Origin of the sequence: Sporosarcina sp. FSL K6-5500, from assembly GCF_038005665.1 — a bacterium.
Classification (GTDB): Bacteria; Bacillota; Bacilli; order Bacillales_A; family Planococcaceae; genus Sporosarcina; species Sporosarcina psychrophila.
Map to the genome: position 1 here is coordinate 2,257,501 of NZ_JBBOTP010000001.1, position 19,600 is coordinate 2,277,100.

Consider the following 19,600-nt stretch of genomic DNA (forward strand, 5'->3'; position numbering starts at 1 on the left):
GGTAAGTTCCGACCCGCACGAAAGGCGTAACGATCTGGGCACTGTCTCAACGAGAGACTCGGTGAAATTATAATACCTGTGAAGATGCAGGTTACCCGCGACAGGACGGAAAGACCCCGTGGAGCTTTACTGTAACCTGATATTGAATTCCGGTGCAGCCTGTACAGGATAGGTAGGAGCCTTGGATTCCGGAGCGCTAGCTTCGGATGAGGCGTTGGTGGGATACTACCCTGGCTGTATTGGACTTCTAACCCATGCCCCTTATCGGGGCAGGAGACAGTGTCAGGCGGGCAGTTTGACTGGGGCGGTCGCCTCCTAAAGAGTAACGGAGGCGCCCAAAGGTTCCCTCAGAATGGTTGGACATCATTCGTAGAGTGCAAAGGCATAAGGGAGCTTGACTGCGAGACCTACAAGTCGAGCAGGGTCGAAAGACGGGCTTAGTGATCCGGTGGTTCCGCATGGAAGGGCCATCGCTCAACGGATAAAAGCTACCCCGGGGATAACAGGCTTATCTCCCCCAAGAGTCCACATCGACGGGGAGGTTTGGCACCTCGATGTCGGCTCATCGCATCCTGGGGCTGTAGTCGGTCCCAAGGGTTGGGCTGTTCGCCCATTAAAGCGGTACGCGAGCTGGGTTCAGAACGTCGTGAGACAGTTCGGTCCCTATCCGTCGCGGGCGCAGGAAATTTGAGAGGAGCTGTCCTTAGTACGAGAGGACCGGGATGGACATACCTCTGGTGTACCAGTTGTCTTGCCAAAGGCATCGCTGGGTAGCTATGTATGGACGGGATAAATGCTGAAAGCATCTAAGCATGAAGCCCCCCTCGAGATGAGATTTCCCATTACGCAAGTAAGTAAGATCCCTCAAAGAAGATGAGGTTGATAGGTCTGGGGTGGAAGCACGGCGACGTGTGGAGCTGACGGATACTAATCGATCGAGGACTTAACCAATTTTGAAAAGGGCTTGATTACCCTGATTCGTGTAGCACAATGTCTGTTTTATTCAGTTTTGAGCGAACAAGCTCAAAGAGTCTGGTGACGATTGCGAAGAGGTCACACCCGTTCCCATCCCGAACACGGAAGTTAAGCTCTTCAGCGCCGATGGTAGTTGGGGGTTTCCCCCTGCGAGAGTAGGACGCCGCCGGGCGCAAGGTCATTGCCAATAGGTAATGGCTTTTTTTGTGTTTATTTTTAGAATTTTTTTTAGATATATATATTAAATAAATGAGTAACTATAGGAACCTAGAGAATGCGCATTTAAAGAGGCATCCGAAGCTCTGAGAGTAATGGAGCACTAACTAGGCTTAGGGAGCGAGATATCCCTAGTGCAATAAGGAATTCAAAGGGATTCTTAATTTTAACTTACATAGGTTAATTTGTACTTATACAAAAAAAAGTAAGGATAATCGTATACATAAAAAACTCAAGTGCCTTGGTGGAGCCGAAAAGGACGACAAGCGATAGAGGAAGGCAGCTTAGGATCAGCGCGACACAGGTGACACAATGTCGCAACAGCTCTGCATGCCCCCCGTTGTGTAGGATCGGGTGCTAGGCGCTGGAGTATAGACACTACTCTAGGTGAAAAAGTTTATAATTTCTTGTCTTTCGAAAAAAGGGTGGTCTCAATTAGAAAAACGTCGCCTTTCCCCTTCCGTGTCTACATTACTAGGCATAGGGATAATAAGTTCGCATGCTGATGGTGGTTCGGAGCTCTTTCCTGTGAGGAGTTGGACGTCGCCGGTAGTAAGGTCATTGCCAATAGGTAATGACTTTTTTTGTCTTCCGGGAAATAATAAAATCTCGTACTATGGAGAAATGCTATCTAAGTTAAAGTATTGAATATGATATGAAAACAAAGCGCTAGCTTCTTACTGGGAAAGACGGAGCCAAATGACTATAGGATAGGTGAAGCAGTTAGATTAATGGGGTTGGGCATACAAAATGCGATATTGAAGGGTTTATTTACTTCAATTTATATAATAACGAAAATCCGTAAATGTACAGGTCTTAATGTAAGTGAGTTATATATATGATCGGTTTACGTGTTGAAATGATCGGTTGTGCATTGGTTATGATTGTTTAGGAATTGATATGATCGGTCGTACATTGGTTATGATTGTTTACGTGTTGATATGATCGGTCGTGCTCCTTATACGCTCGCTCGCCTATAATTTTAGCCATTATGATTGAACAATTAGCGACATAAGAATTGGCGTTAGATTATGGAAGTGGCGATTAGAATACCTAAATTCATCTTCGGATCCGAGCTACTTGTCCGTCTATTCTTAATAGCTTGAAATCATAGCCTAACAGCGATACGATAAGGGTCAAGCAATATTGAAAGGGGTGGTTATTTTGCAAATGGTGCTCATTATATTCGCGATTAATATCGTGTATGTTACATTTTTTACAGTGCGCATGATTCTAACGTTAAAAGGCTATAGATACATCGCTGCCGGACTTAGTGTAGTAGAAATCGTTATCTATGTCATCGGCCTTGGTTTAGTGCTTGATAACCTGAATGAAATACAGAACTTAGTAGCCTATGCAATCGGTTATGGTTGTGGAGTTATTATTGGGTCGAAGATTGAAGAGAAGATGGCACTTGGCTATATTACAGTAAATGTAATTACGTCAGAGAAGAACTTGAAATTACCGAGTATACTGCGGGAAAAAGGTTACGGAGTCACAGATTGGTCAGCGAATGGTCTTGATGGGGATCGGTCTGCTATGCAGATTCTTACCCCGCGTAAATATGAATTGAAACTTTACGTTACTATTAAAGAAATAGACCCAAAAGCATTTATTATTGCATACGAGGCGAAAATGATACATGGCGGTTTCTGGGTTAAGAGTGTGAGGAAAGGGAAGTTGTTCAAGTGAGTAAAAAGAAGACTATATGGTTTGACGTGGAAACAGAAGAGACTATTGAGGATTGTTTGAAGCGAATGGCTGCAGAAGGTTATGCAGTTGCGGGACGAAAGGAAGAGCCGCTGTTTACTGAGGTGAATGGAGAATTTATTCCAGTACGGCAAGTTATCAAGTTCAAAGGTGTACTAAGAGAAGATGAAAATGCCTAAAAGGCGAACGTTATGGGATAGCGATATGTAATTGTTCGCCTTTTCTATTGACGAATGCTCGCGGTCTTGTTAAAATAAAGAGAGTAAATAGAATCCCCATATATGCTGTGGAATTGGCCGCAGTGTTTCTACCAGGACACCGTAATGTCCGGACTATGCGGGAAAGCGACTTTCAGGATTGATAGCGAAAGGTGTGTGGGTACCCATGGGTACAGCCATCTTAACGTATATTTCAACGTCCTCGAATGATCTGCTTTTCATGCATATGAAGAGTGGTTTGTTCGAGGACTTTTTAGTTTAGGAAATGTTGGCTAGGCTTCAGGTGCCAGACGCTCGGGTCATAAGACGGCCTGTTGCCACAAAATGTGGCAAACTTATGCAACATTCATTTGTAGCGGCACCTAACGCTTTTCTTAAAAGGAGCGGATTATAAGTGGAACCGAAAATCGGTGTCATTATGGGAAGTAAAAGTGATTGGGAAACAATGAAACATACGTGTGACATTTTGGACGAACTAGAAGTCCCTTACGAGAAGAAAGTCGTCTCAGCACACCGTACACCTGATTTCATGTTTGAATATGCAGAACAAGCGCAAGATAAAGGTTTAGAAGTCATTATTGCAGGAGCTGGGGGAGCTGCACACCTCCCAGGGATGGTTGCAGCAAAAACATTGCTACCCGTTATTGGCATACCTGTTCAGTCAAAAGCGTTGAATGGAATGGATTCCTTATTATCCATTGTTCAAATGCCTGGAGGTGTTCCAGTGGCGACTATGGCAATTGGAAAAGCAGGCGCTGTGAACGCAGGTCTTCTTGCAGCACAGATGTTAGGTGTCCATGACAAAGCTCTAATGAAACGTATTGAAGAGCGCCGTAATAACATGCGTGATGCGGCACTAGAAAGTAGCGGTGACTTACTATGAAAACAATTTTACCTGGACAAACGATAGGGATCATTGGTGGGGGACAGCTTGGTCGGATGATGGGGCTTGCCGCGAAGGAAGCGGGATTCAAAATCGCGGTGCTAGATCCTGTTATGGATTCACCGTGTGGTCAAATTGCTGATATACGGATTGTTGCACCTTACAACGATGAGATTGCACTCGAGGAACTAGGTGAAGTGAGTGACGTCATCACATATGAATTCGAAAACATTGATTATGAGGGATTGAAAAGGCTCACTCAAATCGCACACGTACCGCAGGGCGCAGAACTTGTCCGGATCACACAGAATCGTATCAATGAAAAAGCAGAAATTACAGCATCGGGTGCACCTGTTGCAAACTATGTAGCGGCACAGACGTTTGAAGAGCTAACGTTGAAAATTGGAGAAGTCGGCTACCCTTGTATCGTCAAGACTGCATTCGGTGGTTATGACGGCAAAGGGCAAGTGAAAATCGACTCTGAAAGTGATCTTCACGAAGCGGAATCACTCTTTGTTCATTCGGCATGTATTGCAGAAGCGTTCGTTCCGTTTACAAAAGAAATATCAGTGATCATTCAACGGAATGATAAAGGACAATCTTACTGTCTTCCAGTTGCTGAAAATATTCATAAACACCATATACTGCATGAATCAATCGTTCCAGCACGGGTCAATGAAAAAGTCTTAGCCCAAGCCGAAGATGCAGCGAAGAAAATCGCAGATCATCTCAATCTTGTCGGAACATTGGCGGTTGAAATGTTCGTCTTAGAAAATGATGAAATTATTATTAATGAATTAGCACCACGTCCACATAACTCGGGTCATTATTCAATTGAGGCGTGTAACATTTCGCAGTTCCATCAGCATATCCGTGCTATTTGTGGCTGGCCACTTCGCAAGCCGATATTATGGCAATCTTCGATTATGGTGAATGTGCTCGGCGAACATGTAGCACCACTGACGAAGATTGTTACGGATTATCCAGATTGGTCAATCCATCTATATGGCAAAGCCGAAGCGAAATTAAAGCGAAAAATGGGACATGTCACAATCATGACGGACAACATTGAAAAGACATTGGAAGACATTAATTCAACGGGAATTTGGTCTGAATAGAGGGGGATACTTATGATAAAGCGATACCCCAGTCCAGAAATGGACGCTGTACGGTTAGAACAAAATAAGTGTTATACGAATTTCAAGCAGCTCCGTCTTGACTGAATAATTGACGGCAGCTTTTCAACATTTCAAAGTTTCAAAAAGAAACTTAATCTAATTCCATTTGGGAGGAAAAAAGACATGACGAAAGTAAACGTATACGTAACACTCCGTGAAAGTGTTGTTGATCCACAAGGGGTAGCAACTAAAGAAGCGCTTCAAACGATGGGTTATAAAGAGGTCGAAAACGTACGCATTGGGAAATTGATTGAGCTAGAATTAGACGAATCAGTTACAAATATCGATGCACGTGTCAAAGAAATGTGCGAAAAGCTTTTAGTCAATAAAGTTATTGAGGACTACCGATATGAAATCGGGGAGGTCGCGGGCAAATGAAGTTCGCTATACTTGTTTTCCCAGGATCGGGTTGCGACATCGACATGTATCATGCGGTAAATACCGTCCTGGGCAATAAAGCAGAATACATCTGGCATACAGAAGCGAATCTTGACGGTTATGACGCAGTACTTATTCCGAGTGGAGCATCGTACGGGGATTATCTGCGTGCGGGTGCACTAGCGCAAAGCTCACCAGCAATCGAGAGCTTGAAAGCATTTGCTGCAACAGGGAAACCTGTTCTTGGTGTGGGTAACGGGTTCCAAATTCTCGCTGAAGCAGGCCTTTTACCAGGCGCTTTCTTGCGCAATAAAGGACTGAAATTCAGGTCTGGCAAAACGAACTTGACTGTCTTGAATACAGATTCTATATTTACGGCAGATTACGACAACGGGCAAGAAATCACAATTCCGTTTGCTCATGAATTCGGCAACTATTATGTTGATGAAAAAACAGTAGCAGAATTGAAAAGTACTAACCGTATCGTATTTACATATGCGGACGGTAATGCAGATGGCAGCACAGCGGACATCGCGGGTGTTTTAAACGAAAAAGGCAATGTGCTCGGTATGATGCCCCTTCCTGAACGTGCAGTTGAGGAAATCATCGGAGGAACAGATGGATTGCCTCTATTCAATTCAATCTTGAAAAGGTGGAGTGAAAATAATGTCAGCCAAGCATGAACCGAACGCACAACAAATTAAAGATGAACAATTATACCGCCAAATGGGAATGACAGATGAGGAATTCGAACGTGCAACAGAGATGTTAGGACGCCTTCCAAACTATACGGAAACGGGTTTATTCTCTGCATTGTGGTCTGAACACTGCTCATATAAGAGCTCGAAACCAGTACTGCGTAAATTCCCAACTGATGGGCCACGTGTTCTTCAAGGACCAGGAGAAGGAGCAGGAATCGTCGACATTGGCGACAATCAAGCAGCTGTTTTCAAAATGGAATCCCATAACTCTCCTTCTGCGATTGAACCGTTCATCGGGGCAGCAACTGGTGCTGGTGGGGTTCTGCGTGACGTATTTTCAATGGGTGCCCGCCCTGTAGCACTTGTAAACTCACTTCGTTTCGGCGATCTAACAGACGAACGTGACCGTTATTTATTCGAAGAAGCGGTTGCAGGGATTGCAAGTTACGGAAATGCGATTGGTATACCTACTATTGCTGGCGAAGTTCAGTTCGATAATTGTTATTCTAAACGTCCACTCGTCAATGCGATGGCTGTTGGTTTGTTAAATCATGAAGACATTCAAAAAGGGATCGCTTCCGGTATCGGTAATAGTGTGATGTATGCCGGTGCTACAACAGGACGTGACGGGATTCACGGTGCGACGATGTCTTCATCCGAAGTAAAAGATGGAGAACTTCCAGTGATGCAAGCTGGTGACCCGTTCCTTGAAAAACTTGTGATGGAAGCATGCCTTGAGCTTGTAAAATCAGATGCGTTAATTGGGATTCAAGATATGGGGGCAGCAGGACTTACTTCTTCTGCGGCTGAAATGGCATCAAAAGCAGGGTATGGTGTTGAGTTAAACCTTGACCTAGTACCACAACGTGAAGAAGGAATGACAGCATATGAAATGATGTTGTCAGAATCTCAAGAACGTATGCTAATCGTCGTGAAAAAAGGCCGTGAACAGGAAGTAACGGATTTATTTGCGAAATATAATGTCGAAGCTGTAACGATTGGTAAAGTAACAGATGATAAAATGCTGCGCCTGCTTCATAAAGGTGAAGTTGTCGCTGAAGTATCAGCTGATGCACTTGCTGAAGACGCACCGGTTTACCATAAGAAATCCGAGGAACCTGCTTATTTCAGAGAATTCCAAGCGATGGAAATGACAGAACCTGTCGTGACAGATTTGAATGAAACACTTAAAGACCTCTTGCAACGTCCAACGATTGCATCGAAAGAATGGGTCTATAATCAGTTCGATACACAAGCTAGGTCAAATACGGTAGTTGCACCAGGTTCATCTGCGGGTGTCATTCGTGTCACTGGAACGAATAAAGGACTTGCGATGACATCCGATTGTAACTCACGTTTCGTCTATCTTGACCCAGAAACAGGCGGGAAAATTGCCGTTGCTGAAGCAGCACGTAATCTCATTTGTTCAGGCGCGGAACCAATTGCAATTACAGATTGCTTAAACTTTGGTAGTGCGGACAAGCCGGAAGTATTTTGGCAGCTTGAGAAATCAGCTGACGGAATTTCTGATGCATGCCGCAAGTTGAATGCTCCTGTAATAAGCGGGAACGTTTCCTTATCTAATGAAGTGAATGGTGTTCCAATCTATCCGACACCAACGATTGGTATGGTCGGCCTTGTTCATGATTTATCACAAGTAACGACTACTGAATTCAAAAATGCAGGCGATGTCATTTATGTCATCGGTGAAGCATCACTTGATTTCGGCGGTAGTGAATTGCAACAAATGACGGAAGGGAAAATTTTCGGCCAAGCTCCGGCAATTGACCTTGAAGTTGAAGCAGCACGCCAGAAAGAACTTTTGACAGCGATCCAAGCGGGACTTGTTCAATCAGCAACAGATTTATCAGAAGGCGGATTTGCAGTAGCGCTTTGTGAAAAAGCATTCGGTACGGAAGGTCTTGGAGCAGGCGTTACAGTTTCAGGATCTGCAGTAACAGCATTATTCAGTGAAACGCAATCACGTTTCCTTGTGACTGTAAAAGAAGAAAAAGCGTCAGATTTCGAAAAAGCTGTAGCAGATGCGATTAAGATCGGTGTAGTTACGGATAGTAACCGTATCGTTATTAACGGTGAAGACGGTACGTTAATCGACGGGACGGTGGATGAACTCCGTTCTGCTTGGAAAGGGGCTATCCAATGCTTGCTGAACTCAGAGGCTTAAACGAAGAGTGCGGTGTGTTTGGCATTTGGGGTCATGAAGACGCGGCGCAGATCAGTTATTATGGTCTGCACGCGTTACAACACCGGGGACAAGAAGGAGCCGGTATCGTTACGAAGGAAGGCAAAAAGTTTCATGTGATTAAAGGCGAAGGTCTTGTCAATGAAGTGTTTTCAGGTAATGAGATCAATGATTTAAAAGGAAATTCAGCAATTGGGCAAGTGCGTTATTCTACAGAGAACGGTCGCGGAATCGAAAATGTTCAGCCGCTCGTTTTCCGTTCAACAACTGGAAGTCTTTCGGTCGCTCACAATGGCAACATTGTGAATGCGGTCGAACTACGCGAGCATCTTGAACGTCAAGGTAGTATTTTTCAAACGAATTCTGATACAGAAGTGCTAGCGCATTTAATTAAGAAAAGTAGCGGTTCTTTAACACAGCGTGATCGTGTAAAAAAAGCATTATCGATGTTAAAAGGTGCTTTTGCGTTTGTCATCTTGACGGATGACGGATTAATGGTTGCGCAGGATCCGAATGGTTTGCGTCCATTATCCCTTGGGAAACTGGGAGATGCTTGGGTCGTAGCATCTGAGACATGTGCGTTCGATCTTATTGGCGCAGAATGGGTTCGTTCGGTAGAGCCGGGAGAACTCATCATTATTAATGATAAAGGTCTTCAGTCGGACCGTTTTGCGAAAGCTGCGGACTCGGCTATGTGCTCGATGGAATATGTCTATTTCGCACGCCCTGATTCGGATATTGATGGTATTAATATTCATTCAGCACGGAAGCGTTGCGGCAAACGACTTGCACGTGAAGTGCATATCGAAGCAGACGTCGTCACAGGTGTACCGGATTCAAGTATTTCAGCGGCTATTGGGTTTTCTGAGGAAAGTGGAATTCCATATGAGTTAGGGCTGATCAAAAGTCGTTATGTCGGGCGAACGTTCATTCAACCAACACAGGAGATGCGTGAAAGAGGCGTGAAGATGAAACTTTCTCCAGTGCGTCAAGTTGTGAACGGTAAAAGAGTCGTCATGGTGGATGATTCGATTGTTCGCGGCACCACGTCTAAAAGGATTGTCAATCTGTTGAAAGAAGCCGGTGCGACAGAAGTTCACGTTGTGATTGCGTCTCCACCGCTTGTCAGTCCGTGTTTTTATGGTGTAGATATCAGTACGGATTCAGAATTGATAGCAACAAATAGGACGGTTGATGAAATCCGAGAGCTTATCGGTGCAGATTCACTGACATTCTTGTCTGCTGAGGGAATGGTCGAAGCCATTGGACGTCCCGATAAAACAAAGAACTGTGGACAATGCCTTGCATGCTTTACAGGAGAATATCCTACAGAAATCTATTCAGATACAGTGTTGCCACATAAGAAAGAAATTGTTTGATAGGGGGACTTTTACATGTCGAAGGCTTATGAAAACGCAGGTGTAAATATCGAAGCTGGTTACGAGTCTGTTGAACGGATGAAGTCACATGTTGCGCGAACTGCGCGTAAAGGTGTTACAGGAACGTTCGGCGGTTTTGGTGGCATGTTCGATCTATCCGCACTTAACTACAAAGAACCGGTACTTATTTCCGGTACAGACGGTGTTGGTACAAAGTTGAAACTGGCGTTCATGGCAGATAAGCATGACACGATTGGTATTGACTGTGTCGCTATGTGTGTTAACGATATTGTGGCGCAGGGCGCAGAACCTCTTTACTTCCTTGATTACATCGCACTTGGCAAAGCCGTTCCTGAAAAGGTAGAAGCGATTGTTAAAGGAATCGCAGATGGTTGTGTTCAATCTGGTGCAGCATTAATTGGTGGAGAAACGGCTGAGATGCCAGGACTTTACGAAGTCGATGAGTATGACCTTGCAGGATTTGCAGTTGGAGCATGTGAAAAGAGTAAAGTTGTCACGGGTGAAAAAGTTGTTGCTGGAGACGTTCTTGTCGGTATCGCTTCAAGCGGTATTCATTCGAACGGTTATTCACTCGTCCGTAAAATTGTAATTGAAGATCAGGGCTGTGAAATTGACGGTTTGATTGCTGGATACGAAGATCTTGGAACAGTTGGAAACGCACTTCTTACACCGACGAAAATTTATGCGAAACCTGTTCTTCAAATGCATAACGAACTCGACGTCCATTCAATGGGCCATATTACGGGCGGCGGCTTTTACGAAAACTTACCGCGTATGTTGGTAGATGGATTCGGAGCGGAAATTGACCTTGGTTCATGGCCAGTACTTCCAGTATTCAAAATGCTGAAAGAAAAAGGCGAACTGTTGGATAAAGATCTATACAGCGTATTCAATATGGGTATCGGTTTTGTAGTTGCGCTTTCTGAAGAACAAGCGAATGCTGCCCTTAAAATTGCAGCTGAGCACGGGGAAGAAGCATTCATTATTGGACGTGTAATTGAAGGCGATGGCGTCACATTTACAGGGACACATGACGGAAGTCTTGCCGAATGAATCGAAAAGTGAAGATTGCCGTTTTCGCATCCGGAAGCGGCAGTAATTTTGCAGCAATTGAACAAGCATGTAGCGCAGGTGAATTGAATGCTGAAATCGTCCTGATGGTGACAAATAAGCCGGAAGCATTTGTTGTTGAACGTGCTGACAAAGTGAGTATTCCAGTTGCAGCAATACGTCCAAAAGATTTCGAAACAAAAGATGCGTACGAAGAAGCAATTCTTCATGCACTTCGAGAATCCGGGGCGGAATGGCTAGTTCTTGCAGGTTATATGCGTCTTGTTGGGCCGGTCCTATTGATGGCTTATCCTTCTCGCATAGTCAATATTCATCCATCACTACTGCCTTCGTTTCCTGGAAAAGATGCGATTGGACAAGCGGTTGCGCATGGCGTGAAGGTGACGGGTGTTACCGTTCATCTTGTGGATGAAGGAATGGATACAGGACAAATTCTTGCACAGTGTGCAGTCGATGTTGTCAGTGGAGATGAAGATAAAACAGCCGAAGCGATTCATGCTGTTGAACACGGTTTATATAAAGATACGTTAAACGAACTTTTTAGCCGGTAATGATCAAGGCTTGGGCCGGCAGGAAGCAGGTCATGCAGTCGTTGCGACAGGAAGTCGCGATTTTAGACTGCTATCCTAACATACTAATTGGAGGGTTTTATTCGTGAAAAAACGTGCATTGCTTAGCGTGTCAGACAAAAACGGTATTTTGGAATTTGCAAAAGAATTGGAAAGTCTCGGTTATGAACTGTTATCAACAGGCGGTACAATGAAACATCTTGCAGACAATGGCGTCGCAGTAACAGCAGTCGAAGCAGTAACCGGATTCCCTGAAATTATGGAAGGCCGCGTTAAAACGCTCAACCCAATGATTCACGGAGGACTTCTTGCGAAACAAGACAATCCCTCTCATATCTTACAAATGGAAGAGCATGGCATCCAGCCGATTGACGTTGTTTGTGTTAACTTGTATCCGTTTAAAGAAACGATTTCAAAGCCTGACGTAACCAATGATGATGCAATTGAAAATATCGATATTGGTGGACCAGCGATGCTTCGTGCTTCAGCGAAAAACCATGCATACGTCACAGTTATCGTAGATGCAACAGATTACGATCAAGTACTTACCGAGATCAAAGCAGATGGCAAAACGACACTTGAAACGCGCAGACGTCTTGCAGCAAAAGTTTTCCGTCATACAGCAGCATACGATGCACTTATTGCCGGTTTCTTGACTGACCTTACAGGCGAAGAATTCCCTGAGCAGGTTACGTATACATATGAATTAAAACAACCGCTTCGTTATGGAGAAAATCCACACCAAAAAGCAGCTTTCTACAGCCGTCCACTTGGTTCTGATTTCTCAATTGCGTACGCGAAACAATTACATGGCAAAGAACTTTCGTATAACAATATCCAAGATGCGAATGCGGCTATCCAAATCATTAAAGAATTTGATAAAGCAGCTGCAGTAGCGGTAAAACATATGAATCCATGTGGTGTTGGAACAGGCAAATCAATTTTCGAAGCGTTCAATAAAGCATATGAAGCAGATTCAACGTCTATTTTCGGCGGTATTATCGCATTAAACCGTGAAGTCGATGCGGCGACTGCTGAAAAATTATCAGGAATTTTCCTTGAAATTATCATTGCGCCTGCTTTCACAGAAGAAGCAGTTGAAATCTTGACGAAGAAGAAAAATATTCGCTTGATGACAATTTCGTTTGATCAAAACAAAAAAGACAAATGGAATACAGTTTCTGTTGAAGGTGGATTGCTTATGCAAGAGCCGGATGCATACGGATTTGCGAATGCAGACATTCGTGTTGCGACTGACCGCCAGCCAACTGAAGCTGAATGGGAAGCGATGAAACTTGGTTGGGCTGTTGTAAAACATGTGAAGTCCAACGCAATTGTCGTGACTGATGACAATATGACACTCGGCGTTGGTGCGGGGCAGATGAACCGTGTTGGAGCAGCGAATATCGCGCTAACACAAGCAGGCGAACGCGCTAAAGGTGCAGCACTTGCATCTGATGCATTCTTCCCAATGGACGATACAGTCGAAGCTGCAGCGAAAGCGGGTATTACGGCAATTATTCAACCAGGCGGATCAGTGAAAGATGAAGATTCGATTAAAAAAGCTAACGAATACGGTATTACGATGGTGTTTACAGGCGTACGTCATTTCAAACATTAAGGAGTAGATTGCATTGAATATACTCGTTATCGGGAGCGGTGGCCGCGAGCATGCGATTGCCAGACAGTTCAATGTCTCCCCTTCAGTAAATAAAGTTTTTGTCGCACCCGGCAATGATGGCATGAAAAATGATGCTGAATGTGTGCAAATCGATGCGTTGGATTTTGAGGCACTTGCTTCATTTGCACAAGAGAACCATGTGGACCTGACATTTGTCGGCCCTGAACAACCGCTTGGAGAAGGAATTGTTGATTACTTTACTGAACGTGGATTAACAGCGTTCGGACCAACGAAAGCGGCGGCGTTGATCGAAGGAAGTAAGTCATTCGCTAAAGAGCTGATGACAAAGTATGCTATTCCGACAGCTGCCTACGGAACATTTACCGATGCAGAAGAAGCAAAAGCGTTTATCCGAGAAAATGGTGCCCCAATTGTCGTTAAAGCAGATGGACTTGCAGCTGGGAAAGGTGTTATCGTTGCGATGACGCTGGAGGATGCGCTTGAAGCAGTCGACGATATGATTGGCAACCAGAAATTCGGCGAATCTTCATCACGTGTTGTTATCGAAGAGTTTTTGGACGGCGAAGAGTTCTCTTACATGTCGTTTGTCCATGACGGTCAAATTTACCCGATGGTTGTCGCGCAGGATCATAAGCGTGCTTATGACGGTGATAGAGGACCGAATACGGGTGGTATGGGCGCTTATTCACCCGTTCCGCAAATTTCGGACGCAGTTGTGAAAGAAGCATACGATAAAGTCGTCGTTCCGACTGTTGAAGCAATGGCTGCAGAAGGGACTCCGTTTACTGGTATTTTATATGCCGGTCTGATTTTGACTGACAAGGGCCCGAAAGTGATTGAGTTCAACGCTCGTTTCGGCGATCCTGAAACGCAGGTCGTCCTTCCACGAATGGCGTCTGACTTTGGTGAATTCATGGCTGCACTTATGGCTGGTAAACCGTATGACTTGAAGTGGGATGACAAAGCGATGTTAGGCGTTGTCATTGCGGCAGATAGATATCCAGGAGATGTAGTAAAAGGGGCGGCATTACCTGATCTTGACGTTTTGTCAGCACGTGACTTAGAAGTCTTCCATGCAGGCACAAAATCAAATGGCGAAGGGTTTGTTGGTAATGGGGGACGTGTACTCCTCATTACAGCGAAAGCAGATTCATTGAAAGAAGCGCAGGTTGAGGTTTATAAAGGCTTGTCTCAATTAGAATGGAACGGATTCTTCTACAGGCAGGACATTGGCTGGCGTACGTTTGAATAAAAAATCCCCAAATCTATCTAGGTGATGGATTTGGGGATTTTTTTATTTGAGGAGATTTACTTGTTTTTCTTATTATTCGGCCTTACAAATCCACCCACCAAACATATTCGTCGTGAAGAACTTAGCAATGTTCCCAAATCCAGCTTCCCTTAGCAAACGGACAATCTCCTCTTCAGGAATAAAGGAAAGCTTCCTTACTGTTTTCTCCATTTCATTTACCTCTGTTTCAGTTAAATTTGTTGAATCCAACCAGTACGCTTTCCATAAAGCGAATAGCTCATTAAATGAGGGGTCGCTCGGGTTCCCGTACATGGACGCCATAACGAATGGAGCACCAGGTGATAGATGATGTCGGATCTTTTTCAGTAGGATCCTTTTTTCATCGATATCTTCAATGAAATGGAGGACGAGCATACAGGTTGCAGCCCCGAACAGTTTCTCTTCTGTTACATCATCGACAGTTCCTTCGATGAATTCCACACGGTCATCTATCTTCAAGTCAATTGCTTTCATTCGCGCGAAATCAAGCATTGGTGGTGCGGGATCTACTGCTGTAAATGTCCACGCGGGATTAGTTGGTCCTAACGTAGCAAGTTCATTGCCGCCACCCGCTCCAATTATCAATACACTTTCTTGTTGTGTTATGTTTGCTCGAAGATAAGCCTGTACAAGTTTGAACATCGAATCGTAGGTAGGCAACGTTCGGCGCACTCCTCTGTCATATTCTGCGGCCATCTCTTTATCAAACTGCATCTTGTCGGTCATTTTATCAAATCCAATCGATTGTAATACTATACTATTTCGTCAAAAGGTGTCGGAACCCTTTTACTGAGGAAAGGTTCGCAACGTATCTCTGAAAGTAAACAACGCGCTACGTAAACTAAACAACAAAGTTGAGAAAGTATGCAACGTATCAAGAATTATGCAACGTATCTCGGGAAGTAAACAACACTAATCGTAAAATAAACAACACACCGCGTAAACTAAACAACAAAGTTGAGAAAGCATGCAACGTATCAAGAAGTTCGCAACGTTACCTCAAAAGTAGACAACAGAATATCAAAAGTTAACAACGTTCAGTGTAAACTTCACAACGCCCGCCTCAATATGAACTCCTCGTTTGTCCGAAATAACAAAAAATGTCTACCGAACTCCCTATTTATTTCCTCAATGCTATGCTACGATAAATAGTATGAATAGTTCAGTTAAAGGGAGAGTGTATCATGTGGGAGCCTAAAGAAATAAAAGACCAACTACATATGATCGACGGCAAGAAGGCGCCGGACCTCATTATTACTAATGCAGAATATTTACATTCAATCTATAAAAAATGGGTGACAGGCAACATTTGGATTGCTGGCGATCGGATTGTGTACGCCGGGAAGGAAATGCCGGTAATGACAGAAGGCGCCGAAATCTTCGATGCTACAGGGAAGAAAATTGTTCCTGGTTATATTGAACCGCATGTTCATCCGTTTCAATTGTACAACCCGCGGACGTTTGCAGATTATGCATCGCGGCTTGGGACAACGACATTCATTTCGGATAATCTTATATTATTCATGTCTCTTGATAACGAAACATCGTTTGGGCTGCTTGATGAGTTAAATAAATTACCGTTTTCATTTTACTGGTGGGCACGGTTTGATTCACAGACGATTCTACAGAATGAGGCTGAATTGTTTAATCTAGCTTCTATTAAGGAGTGGATTGAACGTCCAGAAGTATTGGTAGGCGGGGAGTTGACAGGTTGGCCACGACTCATGACAGGGGAACCCAATATGGTCGCCTCTGTAAATGCTGCAAAAATAGGGGGCAAGAAAATAGAAGGGCATTTCCCTGGTGCCTCTGAGCGGACGTTGGCACGGATGCGTCTTCTTGGAACAGACGGTGATCATGAAGCGATGACGATAGAAGAGGTAGAGGCACGGCTACTGCACGGGTATGGAGTGACCCTACGCTATTCATCCATTCGTCCGGATCTTCCACATTTATTAAAAGACATTGTTGCCAAAGAATTAAATGTGTTTGATCACTTGATGATGACGACGGACGGATCGACGCCTTCATTTCACCTCGATGGCGTAATGGATAAATGTATCCGTGCTGCGCTTGAAGCGGGGGTTCCGCCAATTGATGCATACCAGATGGCATCTTATAACGTTGCGCGCTATTATGATATGACCGATTTACATGGATTCATTGCGACAGGTCGTTTTGCAACGCTAAATATTCTGGACGATGAGTACAATCCAGTGCCGACGGATGTTTTATCCAAAGGAAAATGGTTGAAACGTGAAAATGAATCGACGGAACCTTTCCCAACCATTGATTGGTCGTTTGTTGAAGCGTTCGCACCGAATTTCGAACTTGATGAATCGGATTTCATATTTGACAATCCGGTTGGTATCGAAATGCTTAACGATGTCATTACAAAACCGTATAATGTGACGATTGACACAAAGGTCGATAAACTTGCGGATGATCACGATGAAAGTTTCCTTATGCTTCTCGATAGAAATGGAAAATGGCATGTCAATACAATTATTAAAGGGTTCGCAACAGGAATTCAAGGCTTTGCGTCTTCGTATTCGAATACAGGGGATATTATCTTAATCGGCAAAGATAAAAAAGAAATGCACAATGCCTTCAAGGAAATTAAACGAATCGGTGGCGGTATGGTGCTCTCGGAAAACGGTGGTATCGTCGCGACTCTTCCACTGGCAATCGGTGGCGGTTTATCGGCAGAACCGGTTCAAAAATTGATTGAGCAGGAGATAGAATTGAAACAGGCACTGGCAGATCGTGGTTACACGAAAGGCGATGCAGTCTATACGTTGCTTTTCTTGCAATCAACACATTTACCGTACATACGCATCACACAGATGGGGCTGTACGATGTTATGAAAAAAGAAATGATTGTTCCGGTAACCGGAAGATAGGAGGCGTAAATGGAGAAGAAAATGAGAGGGTGGCTATTGTACATAGCTATCTTAATGTTGCTGTTAGCGGCGTGTTCAAAAGAAGAGAAGGCGGAGGACGTTGTACCCGAGCCGATAGAGGAAGAGGAAGAAGTAATCGTTGAAGAAGAACCTGTACAGGGGCCAACCTTGTATAAAGAACCGTTCACTGGTGTTCTATCAGAAGAGGAAAGTACCCGTCGCGCAGTTCTGATGACGATTAACAATCATCCGCTTGCAAGACCACAATCAGGCATTAGTGATGCAGATATTGTCTATGAACTTGCAGCAGAAGGCAACATTACAAGGCTTTTGGCATTATTTCAAAGTGAGCTACCTGAAGAAATCGGTCCTATCCGCAGTGCGAGGGATTACTTTGTCCAAATCTCAAAAGGACTTGACGCATTTTACGTGGCGCACGGATATAGCCCAGATGCCAAACAAATGCTGCAAAATCGTTTCGTGGATAATATAAACGGTATGCAATATGATGGAACGCTTTTCAATCGCTCCAAAGAACGAAGAGCTCCGCATAATTCGTATATAACGAAAGATAATGTGCTAGCAGGTATGGAGAAAACCAATTCGTCGATAGAATTGTCCGTAATACCGGCATTTTCTTTCCTAGATTCGATAGAAGGTGCTAAAATAGGGGATATCGCATCGATGCTTGTTGTTCGTTATGGCACAGACCCGGACTTTACAAGCACGTATTCCTACGATGCCGAAAAAGGAACGTACAATAGAATGGTAAAAGGGATCCTAACAGTCGATAAATCCAACGAAAAGCCAGTGGAACTGTCTAATATACTTATATTCGAAACAGCCCATCGTACAATCGATAACGTCGGCAGACAGTCAGTCGATATTGAATCGGGCGGTAGAGGTATGATGTTCCATGCAGGTATTGAAAAGGAAATCGAATGGGAAAATATTGACGGAATCCTAACACCGATGGAAAATGGTGTTCCTGCGAAACTTGTTCCGGGTAAAACGTGGATTCACATCGTTTCGACTCAACCTGGAATGGAAACGTCTGTCACATATACCCCTTAAGAAATTCATTCAGAGAGAGGGAGACATATGCAAATCGACAAAATCCGTGGTCATCAGACGGACCAACTATTTAAAGCAATGCTCGAATTAAAAGACCTCGATGAATGTTATGAATTCTTTGATGATCTCGTCACGATAAGTGAATTGCAGTCACTCGCCCAACGCTTGGAAGTGGCGCAAATGCTTATGATGAAGAAGACGTACGATAAGATACAAGGTGAGACAGGTGCCAGTACTGCAACTATCTCAAGAGTACGACGCTGTGTGGATTACGGCTCTGGCGGGTATGGAAAAGTACTTGGACGCCTCTATCCGCAAGTGAATGAAGAGGAAGCGGAGACTAAATAAGCACTTCAGGTGCCTTACGCTTTTAGTTAGAACCGGACAGGGAAAGAATCTGTCCGGTTTTTTTGGTATACTAGAGAAACGTACATTATAAGATTGGGTGGTCAAACATGGATTTCACTACATGGCGTCATGCCTTTAAATTAGATCCTGAAAAAACAGTGACAGACGAACAATTGGAACTGCTTGCAGAGTCAGGAACAGATGGAATTATTGTTGGTGGAACAGATGGAGTGACGCTCGATAACGTACTCGATTTGCTCGTCCGAATTAGAAGGTATTCCGTTTCAGTTGCACTTGAGATATCGACAGTTGACTCAGTGACACCGGGTTTTGATTATTATTTCATCCCAACGGTGCTTAACTCAACGAAAGTCGAATGGATTAATGGACTTCATCATTCCGCGCTTCGTGAATATGGGCATATGATGGACTGGGATGAAATTCAACCGGAAGGGTATTGCATTATGAACCCCGATTGTAAAGCGGCGAAATTGACTGGAGTGACAGAAGTTCCGAACGAAGAGGATGTCGTCGCTTATGCTCGCATGGCAGAACATCTTTTCAAATTACCCATTTTTTATCTGGAGTACAGCGGTATGTATGGTGATCCTAAAATAGTAGAAGCAGCATCACGCGTGCTCGAAAAAACTCGCCTATTTTATGGAGGCGGCATTAGGAATGGTGAAGATGCTAAAAAGATGGCTGAAATTGCGGATACAATTATCGTTGGTAACGTCATCTATGAAGATTTCAAGGCGGCATTGGGAACAGTAGACGCGGTGAAATCGGTTTCCCGTTAAGGCCAAATCAGTGTATAATAAAAGAACAAATGTTCCGAGA

The 19,600-nt window shown here is 44.1% G+C and carries 17 protein-coding genes, 2 rRNA genes and 1 riboswitch (1 of these 20 cut by a window edge); of the genes, 18 read left to right on the plus strand and 1 reads right to left on the minus strand.

Annotated elements, in window-relative coordinates; translation table 11 throughout:
• From MKX62_RS10635 to purD, 14 genes are all read left to right on the plus strand, one after another.
• A 23S ribosomal RNA gene (locus MKX62_RS10635) occupies positions 1 to 951 on the plus strand; it begins 1,981 nt to the left of the window's first position.
• 80 nt (positions 952 to 1,031) lie between these two features.
• Positions 1,032 to 1,147, plus strand: a 5S ribosomal RNA gene (gene rrf / locus MKX62_RS10640).
• A 1,214-nt stretch (positions 1,148 to 2,361) separates the two neighbouring features.
• Positions 2,362 to 2,883, plus strand: coding sequence for a DUF2179 domain-containing protein (locus tag MKX62_RS10645; protein WP_156476136.1), 522 nt, complete (start codon positions 2,362 to 2,364; stop codon positions 2,881 to 2,883).
• On the plus strand, positions 2,880 to 3,080 hold the full coding sequence (locus MKX62_RS10650) for an NETI motif-containing protein (protein WP_067205568.1): 201 nt from the start codon (positions 2,880 to 2,882) through the stop codon (positions 3,078 to 3,080). The genes MKX62_RS10645 and MKX62_RS10650 overlap by 4 nt, the downstream gene beginning before the upstream one ends.
• A 76-nt stretch (positions 3,081 to 3,156) precedes the next feature.
• A riboswitch (purine riboswitch) is annotated at positions 3,157 to 3,256 on the plus strand.
• A gap of 257 nt (positions 3,257 to 3,513) precedes the next feature.
• Positions 3,514 to 4,002 (plus strand): 5-(carboxyamino)imidazole ribonucleotide mutase, encoded by a 489-nt coding sequence (purE, locus tag MKX62_RS10655; RefSeq protein ID WP_067205573.1) that lies wholly within the window; start codon positions 3,514 to 3,516, stop codon positions 4,000 to 4,002.
• The gene (purK, locus tag MKX62_RS10660) at positions 3,999 to 5,120 is read left to right on the plus strand and encodes a 5-(carboxyamino)imidazole ribonucleotide synthase (protein WP_067205576.1); all 1,122 of its coding nucleotides are present in this window, start codon (positions 3,999 to 4,001) and stop codon (positions 5,118 to 5,120) included. Before purE ends, purK begins: the two co-directional genes overlap by 4 nt.
• Positions 5,121 to 5,303: 183 nt before the next feature.
• On the plus strand, positions 5,304 to 5,558 hold the full coding sequence (purS, locus tag MKX62_RS10665) for a phosphoribosylformylglycinamidine synthase subunit PurS (RefSeq protein ID WP_067205578.1): 255 nt from the start codon (positions 5,304 to 5,306) through the stop codon (positions 5,556 to 5,558).
• Positions 5,555 to 6,241: a phosphoribosylformylglycinamidine synthase subunit PurQ gene (purQ, locus tag MKX62_RS10670; RefSeq protein ID WP_067205581.1), complete on the plus strand. Its 687-nt coding sequence runs from the start codon at positions 5,555 to 5,557 to the stop codon at positions 6,239 to 6,241. The genes purS and purQ overlap by 4 nt, the downstream gene beginning before the upstream one ends.
• The gene (gene purL / locus MKX62_RS10675) at positions 6,225 to 8,444 is read left to right on the plus strand and encodes a phosphoribosylformylglycinamidine synthase subunit PurL (RefSeq protein WP_067205584.1); all 2,220 of its coding nucleotides are present in this window, start codon (positions 6,225 to 6,227) and stop codon (positions 8,442 to 8,444) included. The genes purQ and purL overlap by 17 nt, the downstream gene beginning before the upstream one ends.
• Positions 8,420 to 9,841 carry an amidophosphoribosyltransferase gene (purF, locus tag MKX62_RS10680; RefSeq protein ID WP_067205586.1) on the plus strand — a complete coding sequence of 474 codons (1,422 nt, stop codon included), beginning with the start codon at positions 8,420 to 8,422 and terminating at the stop codon, positions 9,839 to 9,841. Before purL ends, purF begins: the two co-directional genes overlap by 25 nt.
• 15 nt (positions 9,842 to 9,856) lie before the next feature.
• Positions 9,857 to 10,915 (plus strand): phosphoribosylformylglycinamidine cyclo-ligase, encoded by a 1,059-nt coding sequence (purM, locus tag MKX62_RS10685; protein WP_187046598.1) that lies wholly within the window; start codon positions 9,857 to 9,859, stop codon positions 10,913 to 10,915.
• Positions 10,912 to 11,484 carry a phosphoribosylglycinamide formyltransferase gene (purN, locus tag MKX62_RS10690; RefSeq protein ID WP_187046599.1) on the plus strand — a complete coding sequence of 191 codons (573 nt, stop codon included), beginning with the start codon at positions 10,912 to 10,914 and terminating at the stop codon, positions 11,482 to 11,484. Before purM ends, purN begins: the two co-directional genes overlap by 4 nt.
• Positions 11,485 to 11,587: 103 nt before the next feature.
• Positions 11,588 to 13,123 (plus strand): bifunctional phosphoribosylaminoimidazolecarboxamide formyltransferase/IMP cyclohydrolase, encoded by a 1,536-nt coding sequence (gene purH, locus MKX62_RS10695; RefSeq protein ID WP_340741374.1) that lies wholly within the window; start codon positions 11,588 to 11,590, stop codon positions 13,121 to 13,123.
• A gap of 13 nt (positions 13,124 to 13,136) precedes the next feature.
• A complete protein-coding gene (gene purD, locus MKX62_RS10700) occupies positions 13,137 to 14,396 on the plus strand; it encodes a phosphoribosylamine--glycine ligase (RefSeq protein ID WP_340741375.1) in 1,260 nt (419 codons plus the stop codon).
• 72 nt (positions 14,397 to 14,468) lie between these two features.
• Here purD and MKX62_RS10705 read toward each other — a convergent pair whose 3' ends face one another.
• Positions 14,469 to 15,161 (minus strand): class I SAM-dependent methyltransferase, encoded by a 693-nt coding sequence (locus tag MKX62_RS10705; protein WP_187046602.1) that lies wholly within the window; start codon positions 15,159 to 15,161, stop codon positions 14,469 to 14,471.
• A gap of 458 nt (positions 15,162 to 15,619) precedes the next feature.
• Between MKX62_RS10705 and MKX62_RS10710 the strand changes: the two genes are divergently transcribed.
• From MKX62_RS10710 to MKX62_RS10725, 4 genes are all read left to right on the plus strand, one after another.
• On the plus strand, positions 15,620 to 17,338 hold the full coding sequence (locus tag MKX62_RS10710; protein WP_340741376.1) for an adenine deaminase C-terminal domain-containing protein: 1,719 nt from the start codon (positions 15,620 to 15,622) through the stop codon (positions 17,336 to 17,338).
• Positions 17,339 to 17,347: 9 nt separating this feature from the next.
• A complete protein-coding gene (locus MKX62_RS10715) occupies positions 17,348 to 18,412 on the plus strand; it encodes a DUF3048 domain-containing protein (RefSeq protein WP_231885759.1) in 1,065 nt (354 codons plus the stop codon).
• Positions 18,413 to 18,439: 27 nt separating this feature from the next.
• On the plus strand, positions 18,440 to 18,760 hold the full coding sequence (locus MKX62_RS10720; RefSeq protein WP_067205613.1) for a YerC/YecD family TrpR-related protein: 321 nt from the start codon (positions 18,440 to 18,442) through the stop codon (positions 18,758 to 18,760).
• Between the two features lie 107 nt (positions 18,761 to 18,867).
• Complete coding sequence (locus MKX62_RS10725; RefSeq protein ID WP_067205615.1) at positions 18,868 to 19,560, plus strand: heptaprenylglyceryl phosphate synthase; 693 nt, start codon at positions 18,868 to 18,870, stop codon at positions 19,558 to 19,560.
• The last annotated feature ends 40 nt before the right edge of the window (positions 19,561 to 19,600 follow it).